This window comes from Alphaproteobacteria bacterium, assembly GCA_040216735.1.
GTDB lineage: Bacteria > Pseudomonadota > Alphaproteobacteria > SHVP01 > SHVP01 > CALJDF01.
Window position 1 is genome coordinate 1,081,446 of record JAVJOO010000002.1, and the last position, 22,934, is coordinate 1,104,379.

Annotated in this window: 26 protein-coding genes and 1 pseudogene; 15 read left to right on the forward strand and 12 right to left on the reverse strand. The window is 61.8% G+C overall.

Going from position 1 to position 22,934, the window contains the following annotated elements; all coding sequences use genetic code 11:
• Positions 1-2: 2 nt before the first annotated feature.
• The 4 genes from RID42_06540 to RID42_06555 all read left to right on the forward strand — a co-directional run bounded on the left by RID42_06540 (position 3) and on the right by RID42_06555 (position 3,654).
• Positions 3-1,484: an ATP-binding protein gene (locus tag RID42_06540; GenBank protein MEQ8247323.1), complete on the forward strand. Its 1,482-nt coding sequence runs from the start codon at positions 3-5 to the stop codon at positions 1,482-1,484.
• Positions 1,485-1,609: 125 nt separating this feature from the next.
• Complete coding sequence (locus RID42_06545; GenBank protein ID MEQ8247324.1) at positions 1,610-1,891, forward strand: pentapeptide MXKDX repeat protein; 282 nt, start codon at positions 1,610-1,612, stop codon at positions 1,889-1,891.
• Between the two features lie 123 nt (positions 1,892-2,014).
• Positions 2,015-3,106, forward strand: coding sequence for an NAD(P)-dependent alcohol dehydrogenase (locus RID42_06550; GenBank protein ID MEQ8247325.1), 1,092 nt, complete (start codon positions 2,015-2,017; stop codon positions 3,104-3,106).
• 62 nt (positions 3,107-3,168) lie between these two features.
• Positions 3,169-3,654, forward strand: coding sequence for a hypothetical protein (locus RID42_06555; protein MEQ8247326.1), 486 nt, complete (start codon positions 3,169-3,171; stop codon positions 3,652-3,654).
• A gap of 13 nt (positions 3,655-3,667) precedes the next feature.
• On the opposite strand, the gene RID42_06560 is transcribed toward RID42_06555, so the two are convergent.
• Both RID42_06560 and RID42_06565 read right to left on the reverse strand, forming a co-directional pair.
• Positions 3,668-4,273 carry a LysE family translocator gene (locus tag RID42_06560; GenBank protein MEQ8247327.1) on the reverse strand — a complete coding sequence of 202 codons (606 nt, stop codon included), beginning with the start codon at positions 4,271-4,273 and terminating at the stop codon, positions 3,668-3,670.
• 9 nt (positions 4,274-4,282) lie between these two features.
• Complete coding sequence (locus tag RID42_06565; GenBank protein MEQ8247328.1) at positions 4,283-5,149, reverse strand: MBL fold metallo-hydrolase; 867 nt, start codon at positions 5,147-5,149, stop codon at positions 4,283-4,285.
• 184 nt (positions 5,150-5,333) lie between these two features.
• Here RID42_06565 and RID42_06570 point away from each other — a divergent pair, with 184 nt between their 5' ends.
• Both RID42_06570 and RID42_06575 read left to right on the forward strand, forming a co-directional pair.
• Positions 5,334-6,902 carry an ABC transporter substrate-binding protein gene (locus RID42_06570; GenBank protein ID MEQ8247329.1) on the forward strand — a complete coding sequence of 523 codons (1,569 nt, stop codon included), beginning with the start codon at positions 5,334-5,336 and terminating at the stop codon, positions 6,900-6,902.
• A gap of 143 nt (positions 6,903-7,045) precedes the next feature.
• Positions 7,046-7,828, forward strand: coding sequence for an ankyrin repeat domain-containing protein (locus RID42_06575; protein MEQ8247330.1), 783 nt, complete (start codon positions 7,046-7,048; stop codon positions 7,826-7,828).
• Between the two features lie 15 nt (positions 7,829-7,843).
• Here RID42_06575 and RID42_06580 read toward each other — a convergent pair whose 3' ends face one another.
• Entirely contained in the window at positions 7,844-8,521 is a 678-nt protein-coding gene (locus RID42_06580; protein ID MEQ8247331.1) for a hypothetical protein, read from the reverse strand.
• Positions 8,522-8,528: 7 nt separating this feature from the next.
• On the reverse strand, positions 8,529-9,764 hold the full coding sequence (locus RID42_06585) for a Xaa-Pro peptidase family protein (GenBank protein MEQ8247332.1): 1,236 nt from the start codon (positions 9,762-9,764) through the stop codon (positions 8,529-8,531).
• A gap of 222 nt (positions 9,765-9,986) precedes the next feature.
• On the opposite strand from RID42_06585, the gene RID42_06590 reads away from it, so the two are divergent.
• Both RID42_06590 and RID42_06595 read left to right on the forward strand, forming a co-directional pair.
• Complete coding sequence (locus tag RID42_06590) at positions 9,987-10,460, forward strand: hypothetical protein (GenBank protein ID MEQ8247333.1); 474 nt, start codon at positions 9,987-9,989, stop codon at positions 10,458-10,460.
• A gap of 54 nt (positions 10,461-10,514) precedes the next feature.
• Positions 10,515-11,525, forward strand: a complete 1,011-nt coding sequence (locus RID42_06595) for an aldo/keto reductase (GenBank protein ID MEQ8247334.1) — start codon at positions 10,515-10,517, stop codon at positions 11,523-11,525.
• Here RID42_06595 and RID42_06600 read toward each other — a convergent pair.
• From RID42_06600 to RID42_06620, 5 genes are read right to left on the reverse strand one after another with little or no spacing between them, the layout of a single operon-like run.
• Complete coding sequence (locus RID42_06600; protein MEQ8247335.1) at positions 11,522-13,114, reverse strand: FMN-binding glutamate synthase family protein; 1,593 nt, start codon at positions 13,112-13,114, stop codon at positions 11,522-11,524. The two genes, RID42_06595 and RID42_06600, sit on opposite strands and share 4 nt — an antisense overlap.
• A gap of 19 nt (positions 13,115-13,133) precedes the next feature.
• Positions 13,134-13,925, reverse strand: a complete 792-nt coding sequence (locus RID42_06605) for a PhzF family phenazine biosynthesis protein (protein ID MEQ8247336.1) — start codon at positions 13,923-13,925, stop codon at positions 13,134-13,136.
• A complete protein-coding gene (locus tag RID42_06610; protein ID MEQ8247337.1) occupies positions 13,922-14,533 on the reverse strand; it encodes a DsbA family protein in 612 nt (203 codons plus the stop codon). Before RID42_06610 ends, RID42_06605 begins: the two co-directional genes overlap by 4 nt.
• A gap of 42 nt (positions 14,534-14,575) precedes the next feature.
• A complete protein-coding gene (locus RID42_06615) occupies positions 14,576-15,154 on the reverse strand; it encodes a RecX family transcriptional regulator (GenBank protein MEQ8247338.1) in 579 nt (192 codons plus the stop codon).
• Between the two features lie 57 nt (positions 15,155-15,211).
• A complete protein-coding gene (locus RID42_06620) occupies positions 15,212-15,448 on the reverse strand; it encodes a hypothetical protein (protein MEQ8247339.1) in 237 nt (78 codons plus the stop codon).
• Positions 15,449-15,719: 271 nt separating this feature from the next.
• Here RID42_06620 and RID42_06625 point away from each other — a divergent pair, with 271 nt between their 5' ends.
• Positions 15,720-16,124 (forward strand): nuclear transport factor 2 family protein, encoded by a 405-nt coding sequence (locus tag RID42_06625; protein MEQ8247340.1) that lies wholly within the window; start codon positions 15,720-15,722, stop codon positions 16,122-16,124.
• Positions 16,125-16,127: 3 nt separating this feature from the next.
• Here the strand turns inward: RID42_06625 and RID42_06630 are convergent, their stop codons facing one another.
• Complete coding sequence (locus RID42_06630; GenBank protein ID MEQ8247341.1) at positions 16,128-16,991, reverse strand: oxaloacetate decarboxylase; 864 nt, start codon at positions 16,989-16,991, stop codon at positions 16,128-16,130.
• 17 nt (positions 16,992-17,008) lie between these two features.
• Entirely contained in the window at positions 17,009-17,836 is an 828-nt protein-coding gene (locus RID42_06635) for a DUF427 domain-containing protein (GenBank protein MEQ8247342.1), read from the reverse strand.
• 142 nt (positions 17,837-17,978) lie between these two features.
• Here RID42_06635 and RID42_06640 point away from each other — a divergent pair, with 142 nt between their 5' ends.
• Both RID42_06640 and RID42_06645 read left to right on the forward strand, forming a co-directional pair.
• Complete coding sequence (locus RID42_06640) at positions 17,979-18,815, forward strand: SDR family oxidoreductase (protein ID MEQ8247343.1); 837 nt, start codon at positions 17,979-17,981, stop codon at positions 18,813-18,815.
• Between the two features lie 9 nt (positions 18,816-18,824).
• Entirely contained in the window at positions 18,825-19,631 is an 807-nt protein-coding gene (locus RID42_06645) for a methyltransferase domain-containing protein (protein MEQ8247344.1), read from the forward strand.
• Here RID42_06645 and RID42_06650 read toward each other — a convergent pair.
• Positions 19,628-20,038, reverse strand: a complete 411-nt coding sequence (locus RID42_06650) for a VOC family protein (protein ID MEQ8247345.1) — start codon at positions 20,036-20,038, stop codon at positions 19,628-19,630. The genes RID42_06645 and RID42_06650 overlap by 4 nt on opposite strands.
• Positions 20,039-20,177: 139 nt before the next feature.
• Between RID42_06650 and RID42_06655 the strand changes: the two are divergent.
• The 4 genes and pseudogenes from RID42_06655 (at position 20,178) to RID42_06670 (ending at position 22,917) form a co-directional block, all read left to right on the forward strand.
• Positions 20,178-20,764 (forward strand): annotated as a pseudogene (locus RID42_06655) (nitrile hydratase subunit beta).
• A 6-nt stretch (positions 20,765-20,770) separates the two neighbouring features.
• Positions 20,771-21,415: a nitrile hydratase subunit alpha gene (locus RID42_06660; GenBank protein ID MEQ8247346.1), complete on the forward strand. Its 645-nt coding sequence runs from the start codon at positions 20,771-20,773 to the stop codon at positions 21,413-21,415.
• Between the two features lie 9 nt (positions 21,416-21,424).
• On the forward strand, positions 21,425-22,135 hold the full coding sequence (locus RID42_06665) for a dienelactone hydrolase family protein (protein MEQ8247347.1): 711 nt from the start codon (positions 21,425-21,427) through the stop codon (positions 22,133-22,135).
• Complete coding sequence (locus tag RID42_06670; GenBank protein MEQ8247348.1) at positions 22,132-22,917, forward strand: SDR family oxidoreductase; 786 nt, start codon at positions 22,132-22,134, stop codon at positions 22,915-22,917. Before RID42_06665 ends, RID42_06670 begins: the two co-directional genes overlap by 4 nt.
• The last annotated feature ends 17 nt before the right edge of the window (positions 22,918-22,934 follow it).

A 22,934-nucleotide genomic window follows, 5' to 3' on the forward strand; every position in this document is an offset into this window, starting at 1 on the left:
CCATGTTGCGCACCCTCAACGCGAAACTCATCGCGGCCCTCTTGGTAGTGATTGCGCTGCTGGCGGGGACCTACGTCGTACTCACGATCAGCTTCACCCGCCTGCACTTCGAAGAAGTGAACCAAAAGCTGCACTTCGCCCTCGCCCAAAGTCTGGTCGATCACAACACGCTGCTGCCGGGCGGCGATGTCGATTTGGCCGCCTTCAGGGCGGTGTTCGAGAACCTCATGGTGGTTAATCCGGCGATCGAACTTTATCTCACCGACACCCAGGGCCGGCTCATGGCCTTTTCGGCGCCCGAAGGCGCGGTCAAGCGCGACCGCATCGACATGGCGCCGATTCGCGCTTTCCTCGAGGGCAGCCGAAGCCTGCCGATTCGGGGCACCGATCCGCGCGACCCGACCGGTACCAAGGTCTTCTCGGTGGCGCCGATCAGCGGCGAGGGCAATGCGATGGCGGGCTATCTTTACGTGGTCCTGGGCGGACAACTCTATGATTCGGTTGAAGCCATGTTCGAGGGCAGCCTGATCCTCCGCATTATCACGGGGATCGCCGCAGTGGGGCTGGTGCTGGCGGCAGCGGCGGGGGTCCTCTCGTTTCGCGCGATCACCGCTCGGTTGCGCAGGCTCACGAGTGAGGTCGATCGCTTTCGGCGGACATCGTTTGCCGAACCCCTGCCGGCCCGCGTTTGGCGCCGGGGTGCGGGCGCCGACGAGATCGACCAGCTCGGGCTCACGTTCGAGGAAATGTCCCAGCGTATCACCGATCAAATTCAACAACTCCACGATAGCGACCGAAGCCGCCGCGAGTTGATCGCCAACGTGTCGCACGATTTGCGCACGCCACTCGCGTCGCTGCAGGGCTACTTGGAGACCTTGCTGATGAAGCAAGATGTACTGGGCCGCGACGAAACCGAACGCTACCTGCGGCTGGCCTTGAACCACGGCACCCGCCTCGGGCGGTTGATCAAAGAGCTCTTCGAGCTCGCGACCTTGGACAACACCGACGCGCTACCGGCGTTCGAGCCGTTCTCGATGTCTGAACTTGCCCAGGACGTGACTCAGAAATTCGCCCTCCAGGCCGAACAAAAATCGCTGACGCTGGAGACCGACATTCCGCGCGATGCACCGTTCGTCTCGGGCGATATCGCTTTGATCGAACGCGTCCTCGAAAATCTGATCGAAAACGCGATCAAATATACGCCCTCCGGTGGCACCGTCCGTATCGCCGTAACCCCGCGCGGTCAGGCGCTCAGCGCGGAGGTCGCCGATACCGGCGTCGGCATTCCCGAGGCCGATCTGCCGAAGATCTTCGAACGCTTCTACCGGGTCGAAAGTCACCGGCCCGACGATGTCGAGGGGACCGGTCTCGGTCTCGCCATCACCCGCCGTATTCTGCAGCTCCACGGCGTCGCGATCGACGTCAAGAGCCGCCTCGGCGAGGGCACCCGCTTTACCTTCGACCTGCCCCTCGCCACAGCCTAGACCCTCGCCTAGGCGTCACGCGCCGGGACGCTTTTGTGATAAACGCGTGAGGCTTGCGTGACCCGGTCAGGCCATAGTGGCGACTGAGCAATATCGCTCCTCTATTCAGTTTCCGGGAGACTCCCATGAACAAGATCGTTTCCGCCGCGCTCGCCGCGGCTGTTATAGCGGGTTCGCTGGCAGGCACGGCGTCGATCGCCGTCGCCGACGGCATGAAAAAAGACGGCACCTTCCAGGTCGCGGCCGAGATGAAGAAAGACGACAAAATGGGCAAGGACGCGGCCATGAAGAAGGACGAAATGATGAAAGACGACATGGCCAAGGACGGCATGCACAAGGGCGATAAGATGAAGGACGACGCGATGGCCAAGGGCGACAAGATGAAAAAGGAGATGAAGACCAACTAATCTCCTTCGTCCGTTAGAAATCGAAAGCCCCGCGCAACCCGCGGGGTTTTTGTTTGCCGGAGGCCAGGCTGGATGACGCCGCCCAATACTGCGACAATCCCTGCTTTTCCGAGGAGGCAGGGCGTGGAGGCGACAGCCGCGATACTTCGCACGGCAGCAGGACCGTTCGCGCTTGATTCGATCGAGATCGGCGAACCGCGGTCGGACGAAGTCATCGTGCGCATCGTTGCCAGCGGGATTTGCCACACCGACATCAAGTTCCGCGACACGGTGCCCAAACCGATTGTGCTGGGTCACGAAGGGTCGGGGATCGTCGAGCGGATCGGCGCTGACGTCACGCGCCTTGCGGTCGGCGACGCCGTTGTCTTGACGTTCGGGTTTTGCGGTAAGTGCCTAGCCTGCGAATCGGGCGCGCCGGCCCACTGCGACGACCACCACGCACTGCAGTTCAAAGGCACTCGGCTCGACGGAACGACAGCTTTGAGCCTGAACGGTGCGCCGCTGCACGGCGCGTTCTTCCAACAATCTTCCTTCGCGACCTACGCCGTGGCGACGGAGCGGAACGCAATCCGCGTTACCGGCGATGCTCCGCTCGCGTTGCTCGGCCCCTTGGGGTGCGGTATCCAAACCGGGGCCGGGGCGATCCTCAATTCACTCAAGGTCGAACACGGTGCCAAGGTTGCCGTATTTGGCGCAGGTGCTGTTGGGTTGAGTGCGGTCATGGCCGCCTCGCTAGCCGGCGCGGACCGCATCGTTGCCGTGGATGTTGTGCCGTCGCGCCTCGAACTCGCCCGGGAACTCGGTGCCCACCACACCGTCGACGCGCGCGACGGCGACGTTGCCGAACGGGTCCGCGATCTGATGGGCGGCGGCGCGAACTATGCCTTGGAAACCGCCGCGGTCGAATCGTCGTTTGCCGCGGCGATTGCGAGCCTTGCCTCGCGGGGCGTGTGCGGGTTCGTGGCCTCGCCGGTAGGACGCGGCACCACACCGATCGTCCCCTTCGACATGTTGATCCACGGCAAATCCTTGCGCGGGATCGTCCAGGGCTCGAGCGTCCCGCACGTCTTTATCCCCCGCCTCGCCGATCTGATTGCGTCCGAGCGCTTTCCCCTCGAGCGGCTGGTATCGTGGTACGATTTCGCCGATATCAACCAAGCGGTGGCCGATGCTGAATCGGGTGTCGCAATCAAACCGATCCTGCGGATGAATTGACGGACATGCCTCGCCGAACGGAAAGTCGATCCGGAATCCGGGCCCTGGTTTTCTTAGGGCTGGTGTCGTTGCTTGTTGCGGCCTGTTCAGCCGTTCCGCCGGAACAATCGCGCCACCGCGCGGCGCTGGCGGAGTCGCCAGAACTGACGTTGCGTGTCGTCAATACCTACGACCGCGCGGTGCGTCTGACCGGGCCGGGAGGCAATACCTTCGACGTGCTTTCCGGTGAATCGGTCGACCTGCGTTTTGTCGTTGTCGCGCTCGCCGACTTCGAATCGACCGCTTTTCGGACCTGGTTGGTGCCGGTAGGGCCGGTCGAGCAACGGATCGTCGAGCTCGACGAACCCGGCCTCTTACAGATTGTCGGCCTGGATATAGAACTTCATTATCTCGCGCCCGATGGCACGCGTCGGATCATCCGTGGCACAGCGCGCGGGTGTCAGGGGGCCGGCTGGCGCGCGCCGGGTGTGACGGCAACTGATTTCGTTGTTCGGACGGCGTCGGCATCGGGCGCGCCGATACCCCTTTGCCCCGGAACGGGCGTGTAACCCGACGCCGAGACTACGACGCGAAGAGCAAGCCAACCGCGGCCACGAGCAAGAGAGCCATTGCGCCGTTAAAGACGCGGTGAGCGCGCCCCGATGTCAAGAGGTGCCCAATGCCGACACCGAAGGCGGTCCACAATACAATCCCGGGGATGGCGACGATGGCAAATGTCAGCGCAAGTACGAGCGCGCCTCGGACCGCGCCCCCATCGGGTGGCATGAACGTCGATGCCGCACCGGCTGTGATCGTCCACGCCTTCGGGTTGGCAAACTGGAACCCAAATGCTTCGATGAACTTGAGCGGCTTTCCTTGGCCTCGGTCGTGCACCGCGGGCGTCGCTGTGGCAATCCGCCATGCGAGGTAAAGAAGAAAAACCGCGCCGGCAATCTTGATGGCCAACTGCAACGACGGGACCGCCGCGAACACCGCGCCCATGCCCAAAGCGACGGCAAACAATAGAGACGTCGCGCCAAGGCCAACGCCGATCATGTGCGGCCCGGTTCGCTGAAATCCGAAATTCGCTCCCGACGCGGCCAGCATGATGTTGTTGGGCCCGGGTGTCATCGTTCCGACGAAAGTAAAGACCGCCATGGGGACGACGACGGTCGCATACAGTTCCATCGTGTCGCTCTACTCGGCCAACAAAAACCGAGTACTATCGCCGTCGCCGACAATGTGGCCGCAGGTCGGACCGGGGAAGTGCGCCGGCATGATCAGGACGCCAGACTCCGCGTAGGTGTCGACGAACCGCATTCGCGTCCTGGCCGAGGCGACACGATCCACGCAGAATGCGGCGCTCCAATCGGGCCGAGCGACTTGAATGCCAAAATGCATGAGGTCGCCGGTGAGAATAGCCTCGTGCCCGCGCGAGGCTAAGCGTACGCAATAGTGTCCCGGTGTGTGGCCGGGCGTCGGTAGGATCGTGACCGATTCGTCGATGGCAAAGTCATTGCCGATCAAGACAGCCTGGCCGGACTCGACGATCGGCAGAACCGAATCGCGAAACGCGTTGTGGCTATGATCGTCGGGATCGCTTCCCGCGTAGTGGTCGTAATCCAGCTTGGAAAATATGTATTTGGCGTTGGGAAACGTCGGAACCCATCGGCCGTCCAGCAGGCGTGTATTCCAGCCGACGTGATCGGCGTGCAGATGCGTGCACATCACGTAGTCGACCTCCTCCGGCGCTACCCCCATCGCAATCATTTGGTCGAGGTAAGGCCCGCGCCGATGGTGCCAGATCTCCGACCAAGGCCTCTCTTTGTCGTTCCCCATGCAGGTATCGACAAGAATCGTATGCCTGGGCGTGCGAACGATAAACGTATGAAACGACAAAAGCAGGGTATCGGCAGCGAAGTCGTATAGGTGAGGGGCGAGCCATTCACGGTTGGCGACTAAAACCGCCGCCTCCGCGTCGGGCAAGCCGGTCGCTGTGTCGAAGGGGTGGATGTCTTCGATTAGCTTGGAGACGACAATATCGCCGATGGCTTGGGGTTTCATGGTCGGGCCGTTGTGCAAACGCGGGGTCTGCAACTATAGCCGAATCTGCTTCCTAGGAACCGCGTGCAGAGGCCTCCTTGGCCTGGCCTGTCTTCTCTTTGCGTGATGTCACCCTCAGGCCTAGAATGCGACCATTGGGCCGCCGAACGGGGATGGCCCTTGGGAGGACAAAGGGAGACTTTCTATGCGTTCTAAGCGTCTGCGCGCCTTGCTTGGCGCCGCCGCGATCGCGGCACTGGGTGTTTCGGCCAGCGTGGCCAACGCCCAGATTCAAGATAAGACGATTCGATTTGCCACCCAGACGATTTCACCCGGCCTGGGCCTGCCCGAGTTTGGTGGCGCGAGCCCGGCGGTCTACTCGCTCTATCCGATCTACGATTCGATGACCCAGATCAGCGAGAAGGGTGACATCGTCGGTATGTTGGCCCAGTCGTGGCAGAACCTCGATGAAACGACTTGGCATGTGACGTTGAAAAAGGGAATCAAGTTCCACAACGGCGAAGAAGTCACCGCCGATGCGGTGGTCACTCTCTTCAATTGGATGCTGACTCCGGAAGCTAAGGCTCTGGGACTCGTCGCCGAACGGACCAACACCAACCAGCTCAAGGCGGTTTCCGTCGCCCAAGTCGATCCCTACACCGTCGAGTTCAAGACGGCGACGCCTAACCCTGAGTTTCCGCGTTTTGCCGCGAGTTTTTGGATTCCGGCGCCGAAGGCGTGGCGCGACCAGGGTCGGGAGTCCTTCTCTCGCAACCCGATCGGTACGGGCCCCTACAAGGTCGTTTCTTATGACGGCGGCGTCGACGGGACGATCAAACTCGACGCTTTTGCAGACGCCGGTGTGCGTCCGCCGAAGTATGCGCATCTGACCATTGTTGCGCTGGCCGATGCCGCCGCCCGCGTGTCGGGTATCGAGTCCGACCAGTTGGACATCGCTCAAGGTGTGTCTTTCGACGCCAAGACTCAGCTCGAGGACAGCGGGAACAAGGTAGATATCGCCGAGCGCCCGTCGGCGATGGGTTGGCGTTTCATGTCGGTACGTAAGAACAGCCCCTTCCATGACGTCCGCGTGCGTCAGGCGGCCAATCTAGCGATCGACCGGGCCGCGATGGCGAACGACTTGCTGGGCGGTATCACGGTGCCTGCCGGACAGTGCGCGACGCGAGGCACGTTCGGCTACAACCCCGACGTGAAGGCCTATCCTTACGATCCGGTGAAGGCCAAACAGTTGCTCGCTGACGCGGGCTACCCCAACGGATTCGACACCGAAGCGATGGTCATTCCGGGCGCTTTTCCAGCTGATAGCGAAATCTATCAATTTGCCGCCCAGCAGCTTTCGGCGATCGGCATTCGGACCAAACTGACACCGATTACGTTCCCACAATGGCTCGATAATTGGTTTGGCAAAAAACAGGGTCCCGAAGGCGGGATGGGCTTCTCGGATATTTTCCAGAACTCATGCCATAACGATCCGGCCATTGCGACCTTTGCCTATCCGAACCTAACCTGCCGCAAGGCACCGTTCGCGTCGCATTGCGATGCCGCGGAAGAAGCCAAGCTGACCGAAGCCGAGCAAGAGTTCGACGTCGAGAAACGGCGCAAGTTGATTCAAGAACTGATGGTCTTGAATCACGACAACGCGCCGAACCTGTTCTTCGTAGAACTGGTCGACATGACGGGCCTCAACAAGCGCGTCAGCGGGTTCACCAATGTTCTCCAGCGCTACAACTTTCATAGCCTGACGCTCAACTAACGTCGGGTTCGCCTATCGAAGGGCCGCCGGGGCAACCCTGCGGCCCTTTTTTTTGCGGCCCCTCCCAAACCGCTGTTTTCTGCGCCCGTTGGCTTTGTTTCGGCGCGAACTTGGGAGCAACAGTGAACAAACGGGGAGCCCCGATGAGCAAGCTTCTAACGCGCCGCCCCAACGGTTACCGACGCCTAGGCATCGGAATGGCCGTCGCGTTCCTAATGGTTGTTGCCACCGGGTCAGGGCGGGCAGGCATTCTCGCAGATGGCGCTCTTGGCGATGACCACGGTCTTCTCGGGTTCATCCAGATTGCGCCGAGCGCCGACGAATCTGCCAGTTACGAGGGCCTGCTCGCGGCCTCGGCGCGCGGCGACGTTGCGGCAATCCGGGCACTCGCCGCGGCGGGTGCGGACCTCAACCAACGCGATTCGCACGGGCGAACGCCTCTAATGGTCGCGGCCTATGGCCGGCACTACGATGCGATCGCCGTCTTGATTGCCTTGGGTGCCGACTCGGACGCACTCGACAATCAGCGCTACGATGTCATCACGATTGCGGGCGTCATCGACGATGTCGAGACCGTTCGTCTCATGATTTCCGCCGGCGCGAATCCGGGACTAATCACCAGCCCTTATCAGGGCACTGCGCTCATCGCCTCCGCGCACCTCGGGCGCGTCGCGGTTGTCCGGGAGTTGATCGCCGCAGGCGCGCCCCTGGACCACGTCAACAACCTCGGGTGGACCGCCCTGATCGAAGCGATCGTCCTTGGCGACGGCGGCCCCGCCCATACCGCGATCGTGCGCGACCTCGTTGCGGCGGGGGCCGACGTCAATCTGGCCGACCGCAGCGGCGTCAGCCCATTGGCATTGGCGCTTGGGCGCGGCTACATGGCGATGGTCGAGGCGCTCAGGGCAGCGGGCGCGCAACCCTAGTCGCGCGTGCTGTCGCTACTCCTCGAACCATTCGGCCAGTTCGTAGGTTGAACCATAGATCGGGTAGGCGATCTTGATGGGTAGGATGTCGGGCCCGACGCACCACAGTTCCTCGTTTGCGGGATGCGGAGCGCCCAGAACGAATGCGAAGTGGTCGGCGTCGAACGTGCCGGCGGGTACCGTGACGCTCTCAACGCCGTAGTATTCGATTGTGAGGTCGTGACAGGCCAACATCGGGCCTGAACCGCCGTCGGGCTTTGGCGAGGACAGCATGATGTTCTTCAGCGTCTGGCGTTTGGGGCCCGCGCGGTCGAACTGCGACAAATGCCACATGTCGCAAATGATCGGATGGGCGCCGAAAGACGGCGGTCGGTGACCTACGTCGATACGCTGACGGAACCGTCCTTCATTGACCGTGAAACCTTCGCATTCGCCGCCCCGTTCGTCGAAGCGGAACCAGGACGATCCGACAAAGGAATCGTGTTCCGTTAGGCGCACGAAGCAATCCAACGGTTCCCACGCCGGTCCGACGTTGTAGGTCACATCGCGAAGGAGGTCGTGGTCGTCCATCTCGCACATGGCGCGGAAACCGCGCCGGCCGTCTTGGTGTTTGGTGACCGTAAACCACTCGCGGCCGGTCTCTTCGCCGTCCCGCAAATAGACGATTTTACCGCGCGTCGTTTGGTGCTGCATGGCGTCCTCACAAAATTCGCATGTCGGTTTTCAGGCTGGTCAACGGTTCGAAGCCGTCGTTGGTAACCCGCAAGGTGTCTTCGATGTGCATCGAGCCCCAGCCGTATTCCTGATAGGGCATATCCACATTCAGCACCATGTCTGCTTCGATGGTGAAGTCGGGTGTCGCACCGAGCCCGTCCGGTCCGATCGGGATCGGGTGATCGGTATGCTCCAACCCGACGGTATGCGCAACGCAGTGGTTAAACGATGGGAAACCCTCCTTGCGCATGACGTCCATGACTTTCTTGACGATGTCGGATCCTTTCAAGCCCGGTTTCATCATGTCGCAGGCGGTTTGCCAGCCGATTTGCATGGCGCGATTTCGTTTCTTGGTCTCTGCGTCGGGCTCGCCGACGACGACCGTGCGGCCAAGGTCGCCGTGGTAGTGCCGATAGGTCCCCAGAGCATCGACCAGGAAGGGCTCTCCCTTGACGACCTTGCCATGCCGCATGCCGGGCACCATCCCGAACAAGATGTACAGCCCGACCCCGTCCTGTGCCGCGAGCGCAACCTTGTAAGCACGCTCAAGGTCTTCAGCCGAGGCGCCGTCTTTAATGGCTGCGATAGCGGTCTCCACGGCGTGTTCGTTGCGGTGGGCCGCTTCGCGGAGCAGGGCGATCTCGTCGGCGCTTTTCACCATGCGGATCTCACGGAACACGTTGGTCGCATCGACCCCGGTCAATCCGTCCAATCCCATCGCGTTGACCCAATCGATCAACCGTGGATCGTCCGTCCCGACGTGCGACTTCTCAAGGCCGGCGTCCATCAAGGCCCGCTTTAAACCGAGCGCCGGTGTGCGCTCCAGATGGTCGCTCCGCGAACGGGCCGCGGCAATCCACCCGCGTTCACGGTCGGTCAGGCGGTCTTCCTGGCCGATCAGGTAGACGCTCAACGGGTCGAGCTTCTCGTCGCCGCCGACATTCGCGGCCGTCGGCGACGCCCGCCCGGTAACGCCAACGATGTTGTCGATCCACGTCCCTTCCTCCGCCAGTCGGCCGTTTTCGGTCATCCCCATGACCAGTGCCGCGGGTGCGTCCTCGCGGCGAGGCAAAACGGCAAACGTCGTGAAGGAACGTTCGACCATCAAGGTATGCGACCAGAAGTCCGACAGGTAATAGACATTCTGTCGCGTCGCGGCGATCAGACCGTCCAAACCATGACGGTCCATGACCGCATAGGCCCGTGGTTTGTTCAACAACATGGCATTTCTCCCCTACGCGGGCATGTCGCCCGTCGACCGTCCGCGAGGAAGTGTCCTCCGATGCGGCATGTCGCGCAATCGTCGCTGGTCCCGAAGATAGCGACGTCGTTCACCCCGAAGGTGACGGCGCGCACAGTGAATGCGAGGTATTTAAGATAGAAACAGCGATCTTTGTACCGCCAATGATCTGTTCTTTGGGCCGCCAATGCCTATATTCTCGCTGTGAAATACCTTTTGTTGTGGCTGGCCCTGTCGCTGGTTTTCCTCCATTCCCCCGCGGGCGCGCAGACCGTCGGACCCGCCGTCGTTCAGCCTGACGCCTCGCTGATGATTGACGGGCGCCGTTTCGTCCTTGCGGATATCGAGATCATACCGACCGGGCGGCGCTGCGACGCACGCCGGTCGCAGGGGTGCGACACCTTGGCGGCGGTTGCGCTGCGCGGCAAAATCGAGCATGTCGTTTCTTGCCAACGGCGGATCGACCTGCCGAACCCCGAGGCGGCGACCTGCCTACATATTACTCCTGAACCAGGCATTGCCGAAGACCTCGCGGCTTACCTGATCGAAAACGGATGGGCGACGGCAGTAACGACGGCGCGACCGCTGTATCATACGCTGGAGCTCATCGCCCATTCGCAGGGCCGCGGTGCCTGGGGAACGACGATCGACCAACTGATCAACCCCCAGCCCCGTTAGCCCCGTTCCCGTTCCGGGCGCGCGGCGGGATAACGCGAGAGGAATACCATGGACATGTCTTACAGAAGGCTCGGCGCAAGCGGTCTGAGCGTTTCGCCGTTGTGCCTCGGCACGATGATGTTTGGCGCCCAAACAGACGTGGGCGAGGCGGGCCGGATCATGGCGGCCGCAAAAGATGCCGGCATCAATTTCATCGACACCGCGAACGTCTACAACAAGGGCGAGTCGGAACGTGTCACCGGTCAACTTATTGCCAACGATCGCGACGCCTGGGTCGTTGCCACGAAACTCGCCAATCCATTCGGTCGCGGACCGAATCAGCGTGGATCCGGACGGAAAGCAATCGTGCAATCGGTCGACGATAGCTTGTCGCGCTTGGCGACGCCTTACGTCGACATCATGTACCTACATGTCGACGACTACGATACACCGCTCGATGAAACCGTAGCCGCTCTCGCCCATGTGGTGTCGCAGGGCAAAGTGCATTACCTCGGGGTATCCAACTTCCCATCGTGGCGGATTGCCGAGATCGTGCTTCTGTGCAGCGATGCCGGGCTCCAACCGCCGATCGTGTGCCAGCCCAACTACAACGCGGTCAGCCGGTCGGCGGAGATCGAGGTCATGCCGGCTTGCGCACATTTCGGTCTTGGCGTCGCCAACTATTCGCCGTTGGCGCGGGGCATTTTGACCGGAAAGTACAAAGCGGGCGACGCCCCGGACCCGGCTACCCGGGCCGGGCGAAGCGATCCGCGCATGATGGAATCCGAGTGGCGACCCGAGTCGCTAGAGATCGCCGCCAAGATCGCAGAGCGCGCAAGGAGCCGTGGGATGTCCCCGGTTCAGTTTGCCGTCCTGTGGTGTTTGAACAACGAGCTCGTCACCTCCGTGATTGCCGGGCCGCGGACGCTCGATCAGTGGCAGGACTACCTCGGCATCGCCGCCTTGGAGTGGCACGAAGACGACGAAGCGTTTGTCGATTCGCTGGTGCCACGCGGTGCGATGTCGACGCATGGCTTTGTCGATCCGAAATACCCGGTTTCGGGACGCATCCCGGCGGTCGACTAACGCGCTGGGTCGAAACTCGCCGCGCGCGCCATTGCCCAATACTTGCGAAACGCAGGGTCTTCGCTGCCGGCTAAGAGTTCGCCCAGCGCGAGCACCGGAAACGCTTCGTTCGCCGGGATTACATCGCCGGTCTTCTGGCGTACTTGGAGCATCCCTGGCTGCACATCGGCGGGACTAGATAGCCCTGCCGCGGCAACGACTTCAGCCAAAGCCTTCATGGTATTGCGATGAAATGCCGCGACGCGGCGCGCCTTGTCCTCGACCACCAGCGCTCGCTGGCGAAGAGGGTCTTGAGTTGCAATGCCCACGGGACACCGATTTGTGTGGCACGCCTGGGCCTGGATGCACCCAAGGGCGAACATGAAGCCGCGTGCCGAATTGCACCAGTCCGCCCCAAGACCCATCGCCCACACGATGTCGAAGGCGGTGATGACTTTACCCGCGGCCCCGATGCGAATGCGGTCGCGCAGGCCTGCGCCGATGAGCGCGTTGCGCACAAATGTTAACCCTTCGACCAGGGGAGTACCGACGCGGTTAAGGAATTCCAACGGTGCGGCGCCGGTGCCGCCCTCCTTGCCGTCGACAACGATGTAATCCGGGGTGATACCGGTTTCGACCATCGCCTTGACGATGGCGAGGAACTCCCAAGGGTGCCCGATACACAGTTTAAAGCCGACCGGTTTACCGCCCGACAGGTCGCGCAATGTCTGAATGAACGCGACAAATTCGAGGGGCGTGGAGAAGGCGCTATGCCCGCCGGGCGAAACGCACGTCAAACCTATAGGAATGCCGCGCGCTTCGGCGATTTCGGCGGTGACCTTGGCGCCAGGCAGGACGCCGCCGTGGCCGGGTTTGGCGCCTTGCGACAGCTTTACCTCGATCATTTTCACTTGGTCGCTCGCGGCCTGGTCGGCGAATCGGGCCGGGTCGAACCGACCGTCGCTCGTGCGGCAACCGAAATAACCGGAGGCGATTTGCCAGATCAGATCGCCGCCCCCGGCGCGGTGATAGCGGCTGATCGATCCTTCGCCGGTGTCTTGTGCGAAGTTCCCCATCTTCGCGCCCGTATTGAGGGCCCGAATGGCGTTGGCGCCGAGCGATCCGAAACTCATCGCCGAAATATTGTAGATCGACGCGTTGTAAGGTTTTGCGCATGCGGGGCCGCCGATCCTCAGCCGAAAGTCCGGATTAGGAACCGGCTTTGGGCGGATCGAGTGCGTGACCCATGAGAAACCCGCCTCATAGACATCGAGTTCGGTACCGAACGGGACTGAATCGACCTCGTCCTTTGCGCGCTGGTAGACCAGCGATCGTTTCTCACGACTGAACGGCACGGCATCGAGATCGCTTTCGACCAGGTATTGGCGGATCTCCGGCCGGATGCCTTCGAACAACCAGCGCAGATGACCGAGGATAGGGTAGTTGCGCAAAAGACTGTGGCGCCGCTGGGTTATGTCCCAGACTCCGACCACGAATAGCGTGCCAAACGCGGTCGCCGGAATCCACGTCCAGGGGATAGTGAACACCGCAGCGAGAAGCGAACCAACCGCAAGAAGCGCCGCCAACGCCAATGTCAAATATCGGCTCATGGTTGGTCGTTGCCGGATGTCAGCATGACAGCGTTCCCCTCATGACCGTCACTGCCTTGCCGCCAAGGTCGATGCGGTCGCCCTTTGTTTCGACGCGTAGGACCCCGCCGCGCGCCGATGCCTGGAATGCCAGCATTCGGGTTTTGCCGAGGCGCTTACCCCAGAAGGGCGCCAGAATGCAGTGTGCCGAGCCGGTCACGGGGTCTTCGTCGATCCGGTGCACCGGTGCAAAGAACCGCGAGACGAAATCGTAATCACCGTCGCCGGGGGCAGTGGCAAGCACGCCCCGCTCGGCGAAGGGCCGGAGCGCGGGGAAATCGGGAGCGAGGTCGCAGACATCGCTGGCGGTCGCGAACTCGGCGACAAGGTCCCAGGTGCTGCGCCAAACTGCGATGGGGTGTGCGCCGAGCGCGGCTGCCAAACCGACCGGCTCTACCGCCGTCTCGGTCGGCAACGCCGGGAAGTCCATTACGATCCAGGACTCTGCCTGCACACACGTCAATACGCCGGACCGCGTATGGAACCGCGCCGCCGCGGTGGGATCGAGAAGTCCCATGTCCCAAAGAAAATGGGCGCTCGCGAGGGTCGCGTGACCGCAGAGATCGACTTCCGCGCCGGGTGTGAACCAGCGCAACGACCAATCGCCGTCGTCGCGGCGAAAAACGAATGCCGTTTCCGATAGGTTCATCTCCTGCGCGACCTTCTGCATCCAGTTCTTTTCTGCTTCGACGTCGAGAAGGCATACCGCGGCCGGATTACCGCCGAACGCCGCCTCGGTGAACGCGTCGATTTGATGCAGCACGTGGGTCACGGCGTGGGGTCCAACGCCGCAGCCCGAAGTTGCTCGATCAGTCCGTCGATCGGTACGAGACCGCGCAATAGGCGGTTGCCGATCAAGAACGTTGGTACCGCGGTCACCGGGATTTGCTCGTAGGCCACCCGTAGGAGCATTTGATGCATCTCTGCATAGGTGCCGTCTTCGAGAGCGGTGCGAAACGCCGCGCCGTCCAAGGCGATCTCTTGGGCCAGGGCGGTCAAGATGTCGATATCGCCGATGTCCAGGCTCTCTTGGAAGAACGCCGAAAACATTCGATGCGTGTAGGCCGCGCTCTGTCCGTGCTCTTCCGCGAACAAATGCCCCTCAAAGGCCAAGCGCGAATAGGGTTGCGGCGATACGTCGGGCAAGCGGATTTCGACGCCCATTTCGGCGGCCATCGGATAGACGGAGCGCGCCCAGCCGGTTTGTAGATAGTCGTCCTCGGGCCGAAGAGTCGGTGTCGGTTCGGGGCGCAACTCAAAGGGCATCCAGGACACCGCCGCGTCGACACCGCTCTGGGCGATGGCGTCGGCAAGTGGCTGTTCGGCGAGAAAACAGTAAGGACAAACGTAGTCGGACCAGACGCGGACGGTAACGGTCATGGGGCCTCCTCAGGGGCTGGGACCACAGGGTAGGCACCCGGCTCACGCTTGCAAGGGGTCTTCCTCCAGTCCCTCCGGATCGTCCGCGTCGATCACGTAGCGGGCGGTCTCGTAGTCGAAACCGGCTCGGGCGATCGCAGCGAGGTCGCGCTCTCGGTGTTCCGCCCGATCCGCCGCTCTGAATGGGCCTAGGCGTCGCCGCCGGGCATAGCGGATTGCCGCGACCCGGTCCGGCGCCGGGGTTTCCTGCGACAACGAACCCACCGCTGAGTCGACGACCTCGGCGGCAACGCCTTTCTTTCGCAGATCCAGCATCATGGTGCGGCGTGAACGTCCCTGCCGGAACATCGTTTGAATGCGGGCATCGGCGTAGGTTTTGTCGTCCAGTAATCCGCTGGATTCGAAATCGGCGACGATCTTCTCGATCCACCCCGCCGCGGCATCGTGGTCGATCTCCTGGTCGCGCTCGGCGCGCCGGATCCGCCGGGTCAGTACGGCGCGCAAATTGGCCGACGATGAGGCGTAGCGCTGTAGATAGTACAACGCCGCATTGCGCAGCGACTGCGGCGTTACCTTGCGCGGTCGCCGAGGTTTGGACGATGCCGCTTTGCGATCGTTCATCGGCAAAAAAATGCCCGGCGCGGCACGCCGGGCATCCAGTCCCTGAGAATATCCGCCCTAGGTGCCGCGCTTGGTAAAGAGATAAAGGATAATGGCCAGAGCGATCAGGCCAACCAAACCGTTCGACCCAAGATCGGCGATCAGGCCGGTGAGGTTGGCGACGATGTCACCGGGCAGGAACGGTGCCGGCCTGTCGAAAAGAATCTGGATGACGATGCCGAGCGCGATCAATCCGATCCCGATCTCGGTAAGCCGGTAAATCCAGGTCTTGGTAATTTCTATGATGTTAGACATTGTGCCCCCCTCCGGGCTGTCCTCGGTAAGTAGAAAGGCTTCGCATACTTACCAATTACTAACGCTATGTTTGCCCTGCGAAGAAAAGGGCGCATAGCATCGAGAATGGTAGTCAGCGCTGGCGCACGGAGTCAATCAATGCGGCACCACATATTGTGAGGGGGAGTGGTGTGAGCCGCAAAATGATGTGGATAACTTGCGCGGGTGGCGCCCTTGCGGTGCGCGCCGAAGCGGTCATGATCGGCGACCTGAGTGCAAGGGTTAGGACAAAATGACAACCGACACCGAGGCGGTCTTGGCCGCAAACGACGCATTCTATCAGGCGTTTGGCGCCGGCGACCGTGCCGCGATGGCGGCACTCTGGTCTGAGGCTGCGCCGGTTGCGTGCACCCATCCAGGATGGACGGCGATTGCCGGCCGTGCCCGGGTTCTCGATAGCTGGGTCGGCATTCTTGAGAACGCGCCCGGCAAGGTAGCCTGCCTGGAGCCTGTGCCGCACATCATCGGAGACGTCGCGTTCGTCACCTGCAACGAGGCGGTCGGCAACAACTTGCTTGCCGCGACCAACGTCTTTGTCCGCGAGCCCGCGGGCTGGCGCATGGTTCACCACCATGCGTCGCCGGTTGCCCGCGCCTATATTAAAGAAGGACCGCGCGCCGGCGACGCGGTCCACTAACCCTCAGGCGGCGCGGACCTTAGCGGAGACGTTGTCCAGCTCCGGCAATCCAAGGACGGCGTTGGTTTCGTCGAGGGAAGCCATTTTGTCTAGCCAGGACCGCGAGTCGCCGGTCTCTTTGAGCATTGCCATGAACTGAGAAAGCTGGCGCACCATGACGCGGATCATGCTCGACGGAAAGATCACGATCTTGAAGCCGAGCGCTTCGAGTTCGTTCGCCGACATCAGGGGCGTTTTGCCAGTCTCCGACATGTTTACCATGTGCGGCCCCGGCAGTTCGCTCACTTGGCGCTTCATTTCATCGGGGGATTCGATGGCGTCCATGAACAAGATATCCGCCCCGGCGTCCTTATAGATCTTAAGGCGCCGCATGGCCTCGTCGAGGCCGAGCGGTGCGCGTGCGTCGGTCCGCGCGATGATCTTGAAGTCCGGAGACCGACGTGCCGCGACGGCGGCCCGGATGCGTTCTGCGGCACGCTCGACGGGTTCGATCACCTTGCCTTCCATATGGCCGCATTTCTTGGGCCAGGTTTGATCTTCGAACTGAGCCGCCGCCGCGCCTAGGCCTTCAAGGCCGCGCACCGTGCGCATGACGTTCGCGACATCGCCGTATCCCGTGTCGCAGTCGACAATCAACGGGATCGAGGTCACCGCCCGGATTGCACGCACATTGGCCTCGACCTCATTGAAAGCGATCAGCCCGACGTCGGGGACGCCGTAGACCGCTGCCGCGGTCGCATAACCGGAGACGTATCCCGCCCCAAAACCGGCGATCTCCGCCATCCGGAGTTCAAGGGCGGTGCCGCCCCCCGGAACGACAACGATGCCGTCGCCTGCCAGCAACTGTGAGAGTGTCTTGCCGCTCATAATTCTTGCGCCTTCCTCTAGCCGTCCGACCATGGGGTCGGTTGTTTCGGTATGTCTTGTCCATCGACGGAGATTGCGTCCACCTTCTCGTTATAGAAGCACAGAAGGTCCTTGATCTTGGGGATCTCGGGAATGGGATCGGGGTAATACCACACGATGTCCTCGTAGGTCTTCCCCCCGGCCTTTACGCCATGGTAGCGCGCGGTTCCTTTGTAAGGGCAAGCGGTTTCCGTATCCGAGGGCGTCAGCGTCGCCGCAATATCCTCGCGCGGGATGTAGTAGCGCGTCGGCAGGCCGGTTTCGAACAGGAAAACCGCGCGCGTCGTGTCGGCAACGACGTCGCCGCCCAGGGTAACGACGACCCGCCGCGACGATCGAACTGTATCGATCCGCTTATAGGGATCGCGGGGGTGGACGACGATCTCCTCGTCTTCCTCATACCAATGATCCATCCGTCCCCAATAAAAAGCCACGAGGCCTTTTAGCGCGGGCTGCGCCGGCAAAGGATCCTCGTAACCCCAAACCGCATTTTCCGCCTCGCGCCCGCCGACCCGGACCGTCCAATAGGACGCGTCGCCCTTGTAGGGGCAATGGGTGGTGTGGTCCGTCTTCACCAACAGATCCATCCGCACATCGTCCATCGGAAAGTAGTAGATCGGCAGATGGCCGTCTTCGTGCAGGAGACACATGTTGTGAGAATCGGCGATCGTTTCGCCGTTGAACGCCACGCGGACTCGCCGAGGACTGGGCTCGATAATCACCGCATGGCCGTCCCCCGCGCGCTCGGGATGCGCGACCTTGAGACCTTTGAACCGTTTGTTAGCCGGCGATTCAGCGCGTGCCATTCGGGTCCTCCTGTTGGGGCCACCAAGGTTCGTAGCATAGGGGACGCAGAAGGGGGCCGCCAAATGGTGTGCCGCAACAAGCATTGCCGCGCGGGTTTTGGCTCCATATAAGTCCAAGCGGCGCCAAACACGGGGAAACAAAATGCACGAATCGATCGACGGCAAAGTCGTGGTCATCACCGGCGGCGGACGTGGCCTGGGCCGCGCGATGGCCCTTGGCCTTGCCCAGGCCGGCGCGAAGGTCGCGATTACCGCCGCGCGCGAAGGGGCGGAGTTGAAACAGACCGCCGCCGATTGCGTCGCCGTCGGCGGCGAGGATTGTGTGATGGCGCTGCAAGCCGACGTCACCAGCGTCGAGGACTGCGAACGGGTGATGCGCGAGGCTAGAAACAAATGGGGCCATCTGCACGTCGTCGTGAATAACGCCGGCCGGGGCATGACCTATGTCGATAAGAACTTCGTCAAGGAACGCCCCCCGTTTTGGGCGATCCCGACCGATACCTGGGGGATGATGATCGACACCAACATCAATGGCGTCTTCAACATGGCCAAGGCCGCCGTTCCCCATCTCTTGGAAGAGGGTTGGGGCCGGATTGTCAATGTGTCGACGAGCCTGATCACGATGCAACGGCGCGGCTACGCACCCTACGGCGCCTCCAAATGGGCGGTCGAGGGCCTCACCATGATCATGGCGCAGGATCTCGAAGATACCGATGTAACGGTTAACGCGTTGCTCCCCGGCGGCGCGACCGATACCGCGATGATCCCTGGGAAGGTCGGCGATAAATCCCGTGCCGGCGCGGACGGCAACCTGTTCGAGCCGATCATTATGGTGCCGCCCATTCAATACCTGGCCTCGAACCTCTCGAACGGGAAGCGGGGCGACCGGTATGTCGCCAAACTTTGGGATCAATCGTTACCGCCGGAAGAGGCCGCCTCCAAGGTGCGGTTTCCGATCAAGCGCGACCGGCAATACTAGGCGGCTGTCATGGCGTCCGATCCCTACGCGAAGATCGCCGAAACCGACCCCGAAGTTGTTAAGACGATCGGCGATCGCCTTGAGGTGCGCGCGGCCCACCCGGACCAACGCGCCATGCTCGATAGCTATCTGGCAGATATCGCGTGGCCCAAGGACGCCCGTGTCATCGAAATCGGTTGCGGCACCGGGCCGGTCGCGCGGGTGGTGGCGGCCCGCGCCGAGCCCGGTAGTGTACTGGGCCTCGATCCCTCGCCGATCCTGATCGAAAAAGCGCGCGCGCTCGCGGGCGATCTCAAGAAATTGTCGTTCGAGGTCGGCGATGCCCGCAACATTGCCTATCCCGACGCCGCGTTCGATGTGGCAATCTTCCATACCGCGCTATGTCATATCCCCAACCCCGAGGCGGTATTGCTTGAGGCAATGCGGATTCTGCGACCGGGGGGCTGGCTGGCCGTATTTGACGGAGACTATGCATCGGCGACGGTTGCGTTAGCCGAGCACGACCCGCTGCAGGCCTGCTCGCGCGCGGTTACTGAGCATAACGTCATGGATCGTTGGATCGCGCGCCGTCTCCCGGCGATGGCCAAGGCCGCGGGGTTCTCTGTCGGGCGATTCCGCAGCCACGGGTATGCCGAAGTCGTCGATCCGGTTTACATGTTGGGGCACGCCGAACGGGGCGCCGAAGTACTGGCGGCACAAGGCGTCATCGGCCAAGACCTGGCCGACGCCCTCAAGAGGGAGGCCCGCCGCCGCGCCGCCACGGGCGCGTTCTTCGGCCACATCGCCTATGTCAGTGTGGTTGCCCGCAAACCTTAGAGAACTTTGGATTTGTCCTTATAGGACTTGAACTCCAGGAAGTTGCCCGCGGGATCGGCAACGAACATGTTGCCCACGGTCCCGATGTAGTCGTGATCTTTGATATTTGGGGCGATCCGGAACGCGACGCCCTTGCCGCGCAGATCCTCGACCAGCGTGTTCCAGTCGTCCCAATCCATGATGATGCCGAAATGCTTGTAGGGCTCGACGGTTGGGTCGGCCTTGCTTGGCTCGACTTCGTCAGGCGCGTCGATCAAGACCATCTGCGCGCCAAAAAAATTGATGACCGCGTAGTCTTTGCCACCAGTGTCCGCGCGTTCGCGACACCCCAGCGTGTTGGTGTAGAAATCGCGCGCCTTCGCAAGGTCGTCCACGGCAAAAGCGACATGGAAGATAGGATCGTGCATTTCTATGGTCCTCCCGGTCAGTGCTGAGCCTAATGCCGCTTCAAGCTGGCTTCAACGATTCGCCGCGCGCCGCGCGCCAGCGCAGTAATTCTGCCCAAACAAATTGACGGCTCCCGCGGAAACGCTTGTAATGGCGTCTATGCCGGGACCCCATGATTTAGGCGGCCGAGACTTCGGCCCGATCGATCGTAGCGAACATGTCCGCAGCGCGTGGGACAACCGTGTCGATGGCATCCTGAAGCTGATGCTCGACAGGCGGCGTTTTCGGGTCGACGAATTGCGGCGGGCAATCGAATCTTTGCCCGAGTCGGATTACATGGCGTTTAGTTATTACGAGAAATGGATCGCCGCCATGCGTCTGCTCGTGGTCGAAAAAGGGCTTGTGTCGAATGAGGAGATCGAAACGCGTCTGGCGAAACTGCGCCAAGGACGGGTCGCGTGACATTTGCCTTCGAAGTAGGCCAGCGCGTACGCGTCAAAGAGGGCGACCCGCCGGGCCATATTCGAACGCCCTTCTATTTGCGCGGTAAAGAGGGGTTGATTGAATCCAGGCACGGCGAATTCCGCAATCCGGAAGAACTTGCCTACGGCAAGAAGGGGTTGCCGCTAAAGCCGCTCTACCTTGTGCGGTTTCTGCAGTCCGAGGTATGGCCCGGCTACAACGGCGGTGCCCACGATACGCTCAGCGCAGATATCTACGAACATTGGCTTGACCCGGACGCTTGAGGATCCATGGCAGAACACCATCACGATCATGACCACGATCACGACGACCATGCCGCTATCGAAGAAGGTGGCGCCCCCAGCGAGTTCGACCTGCTCGAACAGGCCGTACGCGAGTTGCTGATCGAAAAGGGAGTGTTCTCCGCCGACGACCTGCGGCGCCAAGTCGACAAGACGGATAGCGTGAGCCCCGCCGACGGCGCCAAGGTCGTCGCCAAGGCGTGGAGCGATCCAGCGTTTAAGACCCAACTCTTGGCCGACCCGAAAACGGCCATCGAAAGCCTGGGCTATGACGTTGGGCCCGCGCCCAATCTCGTTGTCTTGGAGAACACCGACGCCCTACATCACGTCGTGGTCTGCACGTTGTGCTCGTGCTATCCGCGCGTTCTGCTGGGCCCGCCGCCCGATTGGTATAAGAGCAAGCAATACCGTGGGCGCGTGGTGATCGATCCGCGCGGCGTGTTGCAGGAATTCGGTACCGAGCTTGCCGGCGATGTCGAGATCAAGGTTGTCGATTCGACGGCGGACATGCGCTATCTCGTCCTGCCGCCGCGACCGGCGGGAACTGACGGGATGAACGAACGAGAACTCGCCGCTCTGGTGACGCGCGATTGCATGGTTGGGGTCACCTTCCCCGACAAACCTGCCCACTAGGGCCGCGGAATGGTCGGCGATGTCCGCGTCAGGACATCCGACGGCGCCGACATGCCTGCCATGTTTGCGCCCGGATCGGGTGGGCCGGCACCGGGTATCATCGTGCTTCAGGAGATATTCGGCGCGACCGAGTTCCTCCGATCGCGCCTGCCTTTGTTCAATGCGCAAGGTTATGCGGCAATGGCGCCGGACCTCTACCACCGTGTTTGTCCCGGTGCGTCGTTCGACTATGCCGGTGAGGACTGGAAGCGCGCCTTTGCGGCACGAAACGCCCTTGACGACGATCTTGCCGTTGCCGACGTGGGGGCCGCCATTGCAGCTATGCGGGCGCAGCCCGACTGCGATGGTCGCGTCGCCATCGTCGGTTATTGTCTCGGTGGGCTGTTGGCCTTTCTTTCCGCAGCGCGACGCGACGCACCGACCGCCGTCTGCTTTCACGGCGTTCGCATGGAACAACGCCTCGATGTCGCTGCGGCGATCCGGGGGCCCCTTCAGATCCATTTCGCTGGCCGCGACAAATGGGCACCGCCCGAGGTCGTCGGAGAAATCAAAGCGGCGCTTTCGGATGCGCCAGCGGTCGAATTCCTCGACTATCCCGATGCCGATCATGGTTTCTCGCGAGAAGGCCAGCCTGTCTTCGACCCCGAGGCAACCGAGCGCGCCCATGCCGCGATGTTCGAGTTCATCGGACGAACGCTCCAACAGGAGGAAGTGCTTTGAGTTTTGATCCAGCCTCGCTCGATTTCAAACGTTTGGGACCTCCACCGGGAGCCAAGGTCGTCGTCGCGGGCGGTTGCGGCGGAATCGGCAGATCGGTCGTAAAGGCCTGTATCGAAACCGGACTGCGAACGACGGTCCTGGACCTTGCCGAATCCCACCGGCGTCATCCCAGTCCAAACGAAGCCGACTTCGTTGCAATCGACGCACACGAGGAGACATCCATCGTCGCTGCATTTGAAGAGATACGCGTGGACGGAGAGATCGATGCATTGATCAATCTCGTGGGCTACCGCGACGATCTTATCAATGTTGGCGAACGCGACACGGAAAGCTGGGACGACATTATTTCGGGCAACTTGCGTTCGGCCTTCCTTATCTGCCGTCACGGGTTGGCGCACATGGCTGCCAACAGCGCGATCGTAAATGTTTCGTCCGGTCTCGCGGTCCGCGTCCTGCCGGGCTACGCCCCCTATTCGGCGGCGAAAGCCGGTGTCATCGCGCTGACCAAGGGTATTGCGATAGAAAATGCGCCGCGTGTCAGAGCCAACGCTGTTGCGCCAGCGGCGGTCAAGACAGCGTTTCTCGCCGGCGGCACCGGGCGTGTCGATGACGAGGACGGCGACTGGGATGGACAATTCAGCGGCTACATCAAATCCATTCCGATGGATCGATTGGCCGTGGCAGAAGACATCGTCGGTCCAATTCTTTTTCTTGCAGGCCCCGCATCCTGCTTCATGACTGGCCAGGTTCTGTACGTAAACGGCGGCGGCCTCACGCCGTAAATCTGTGTAACGCACTG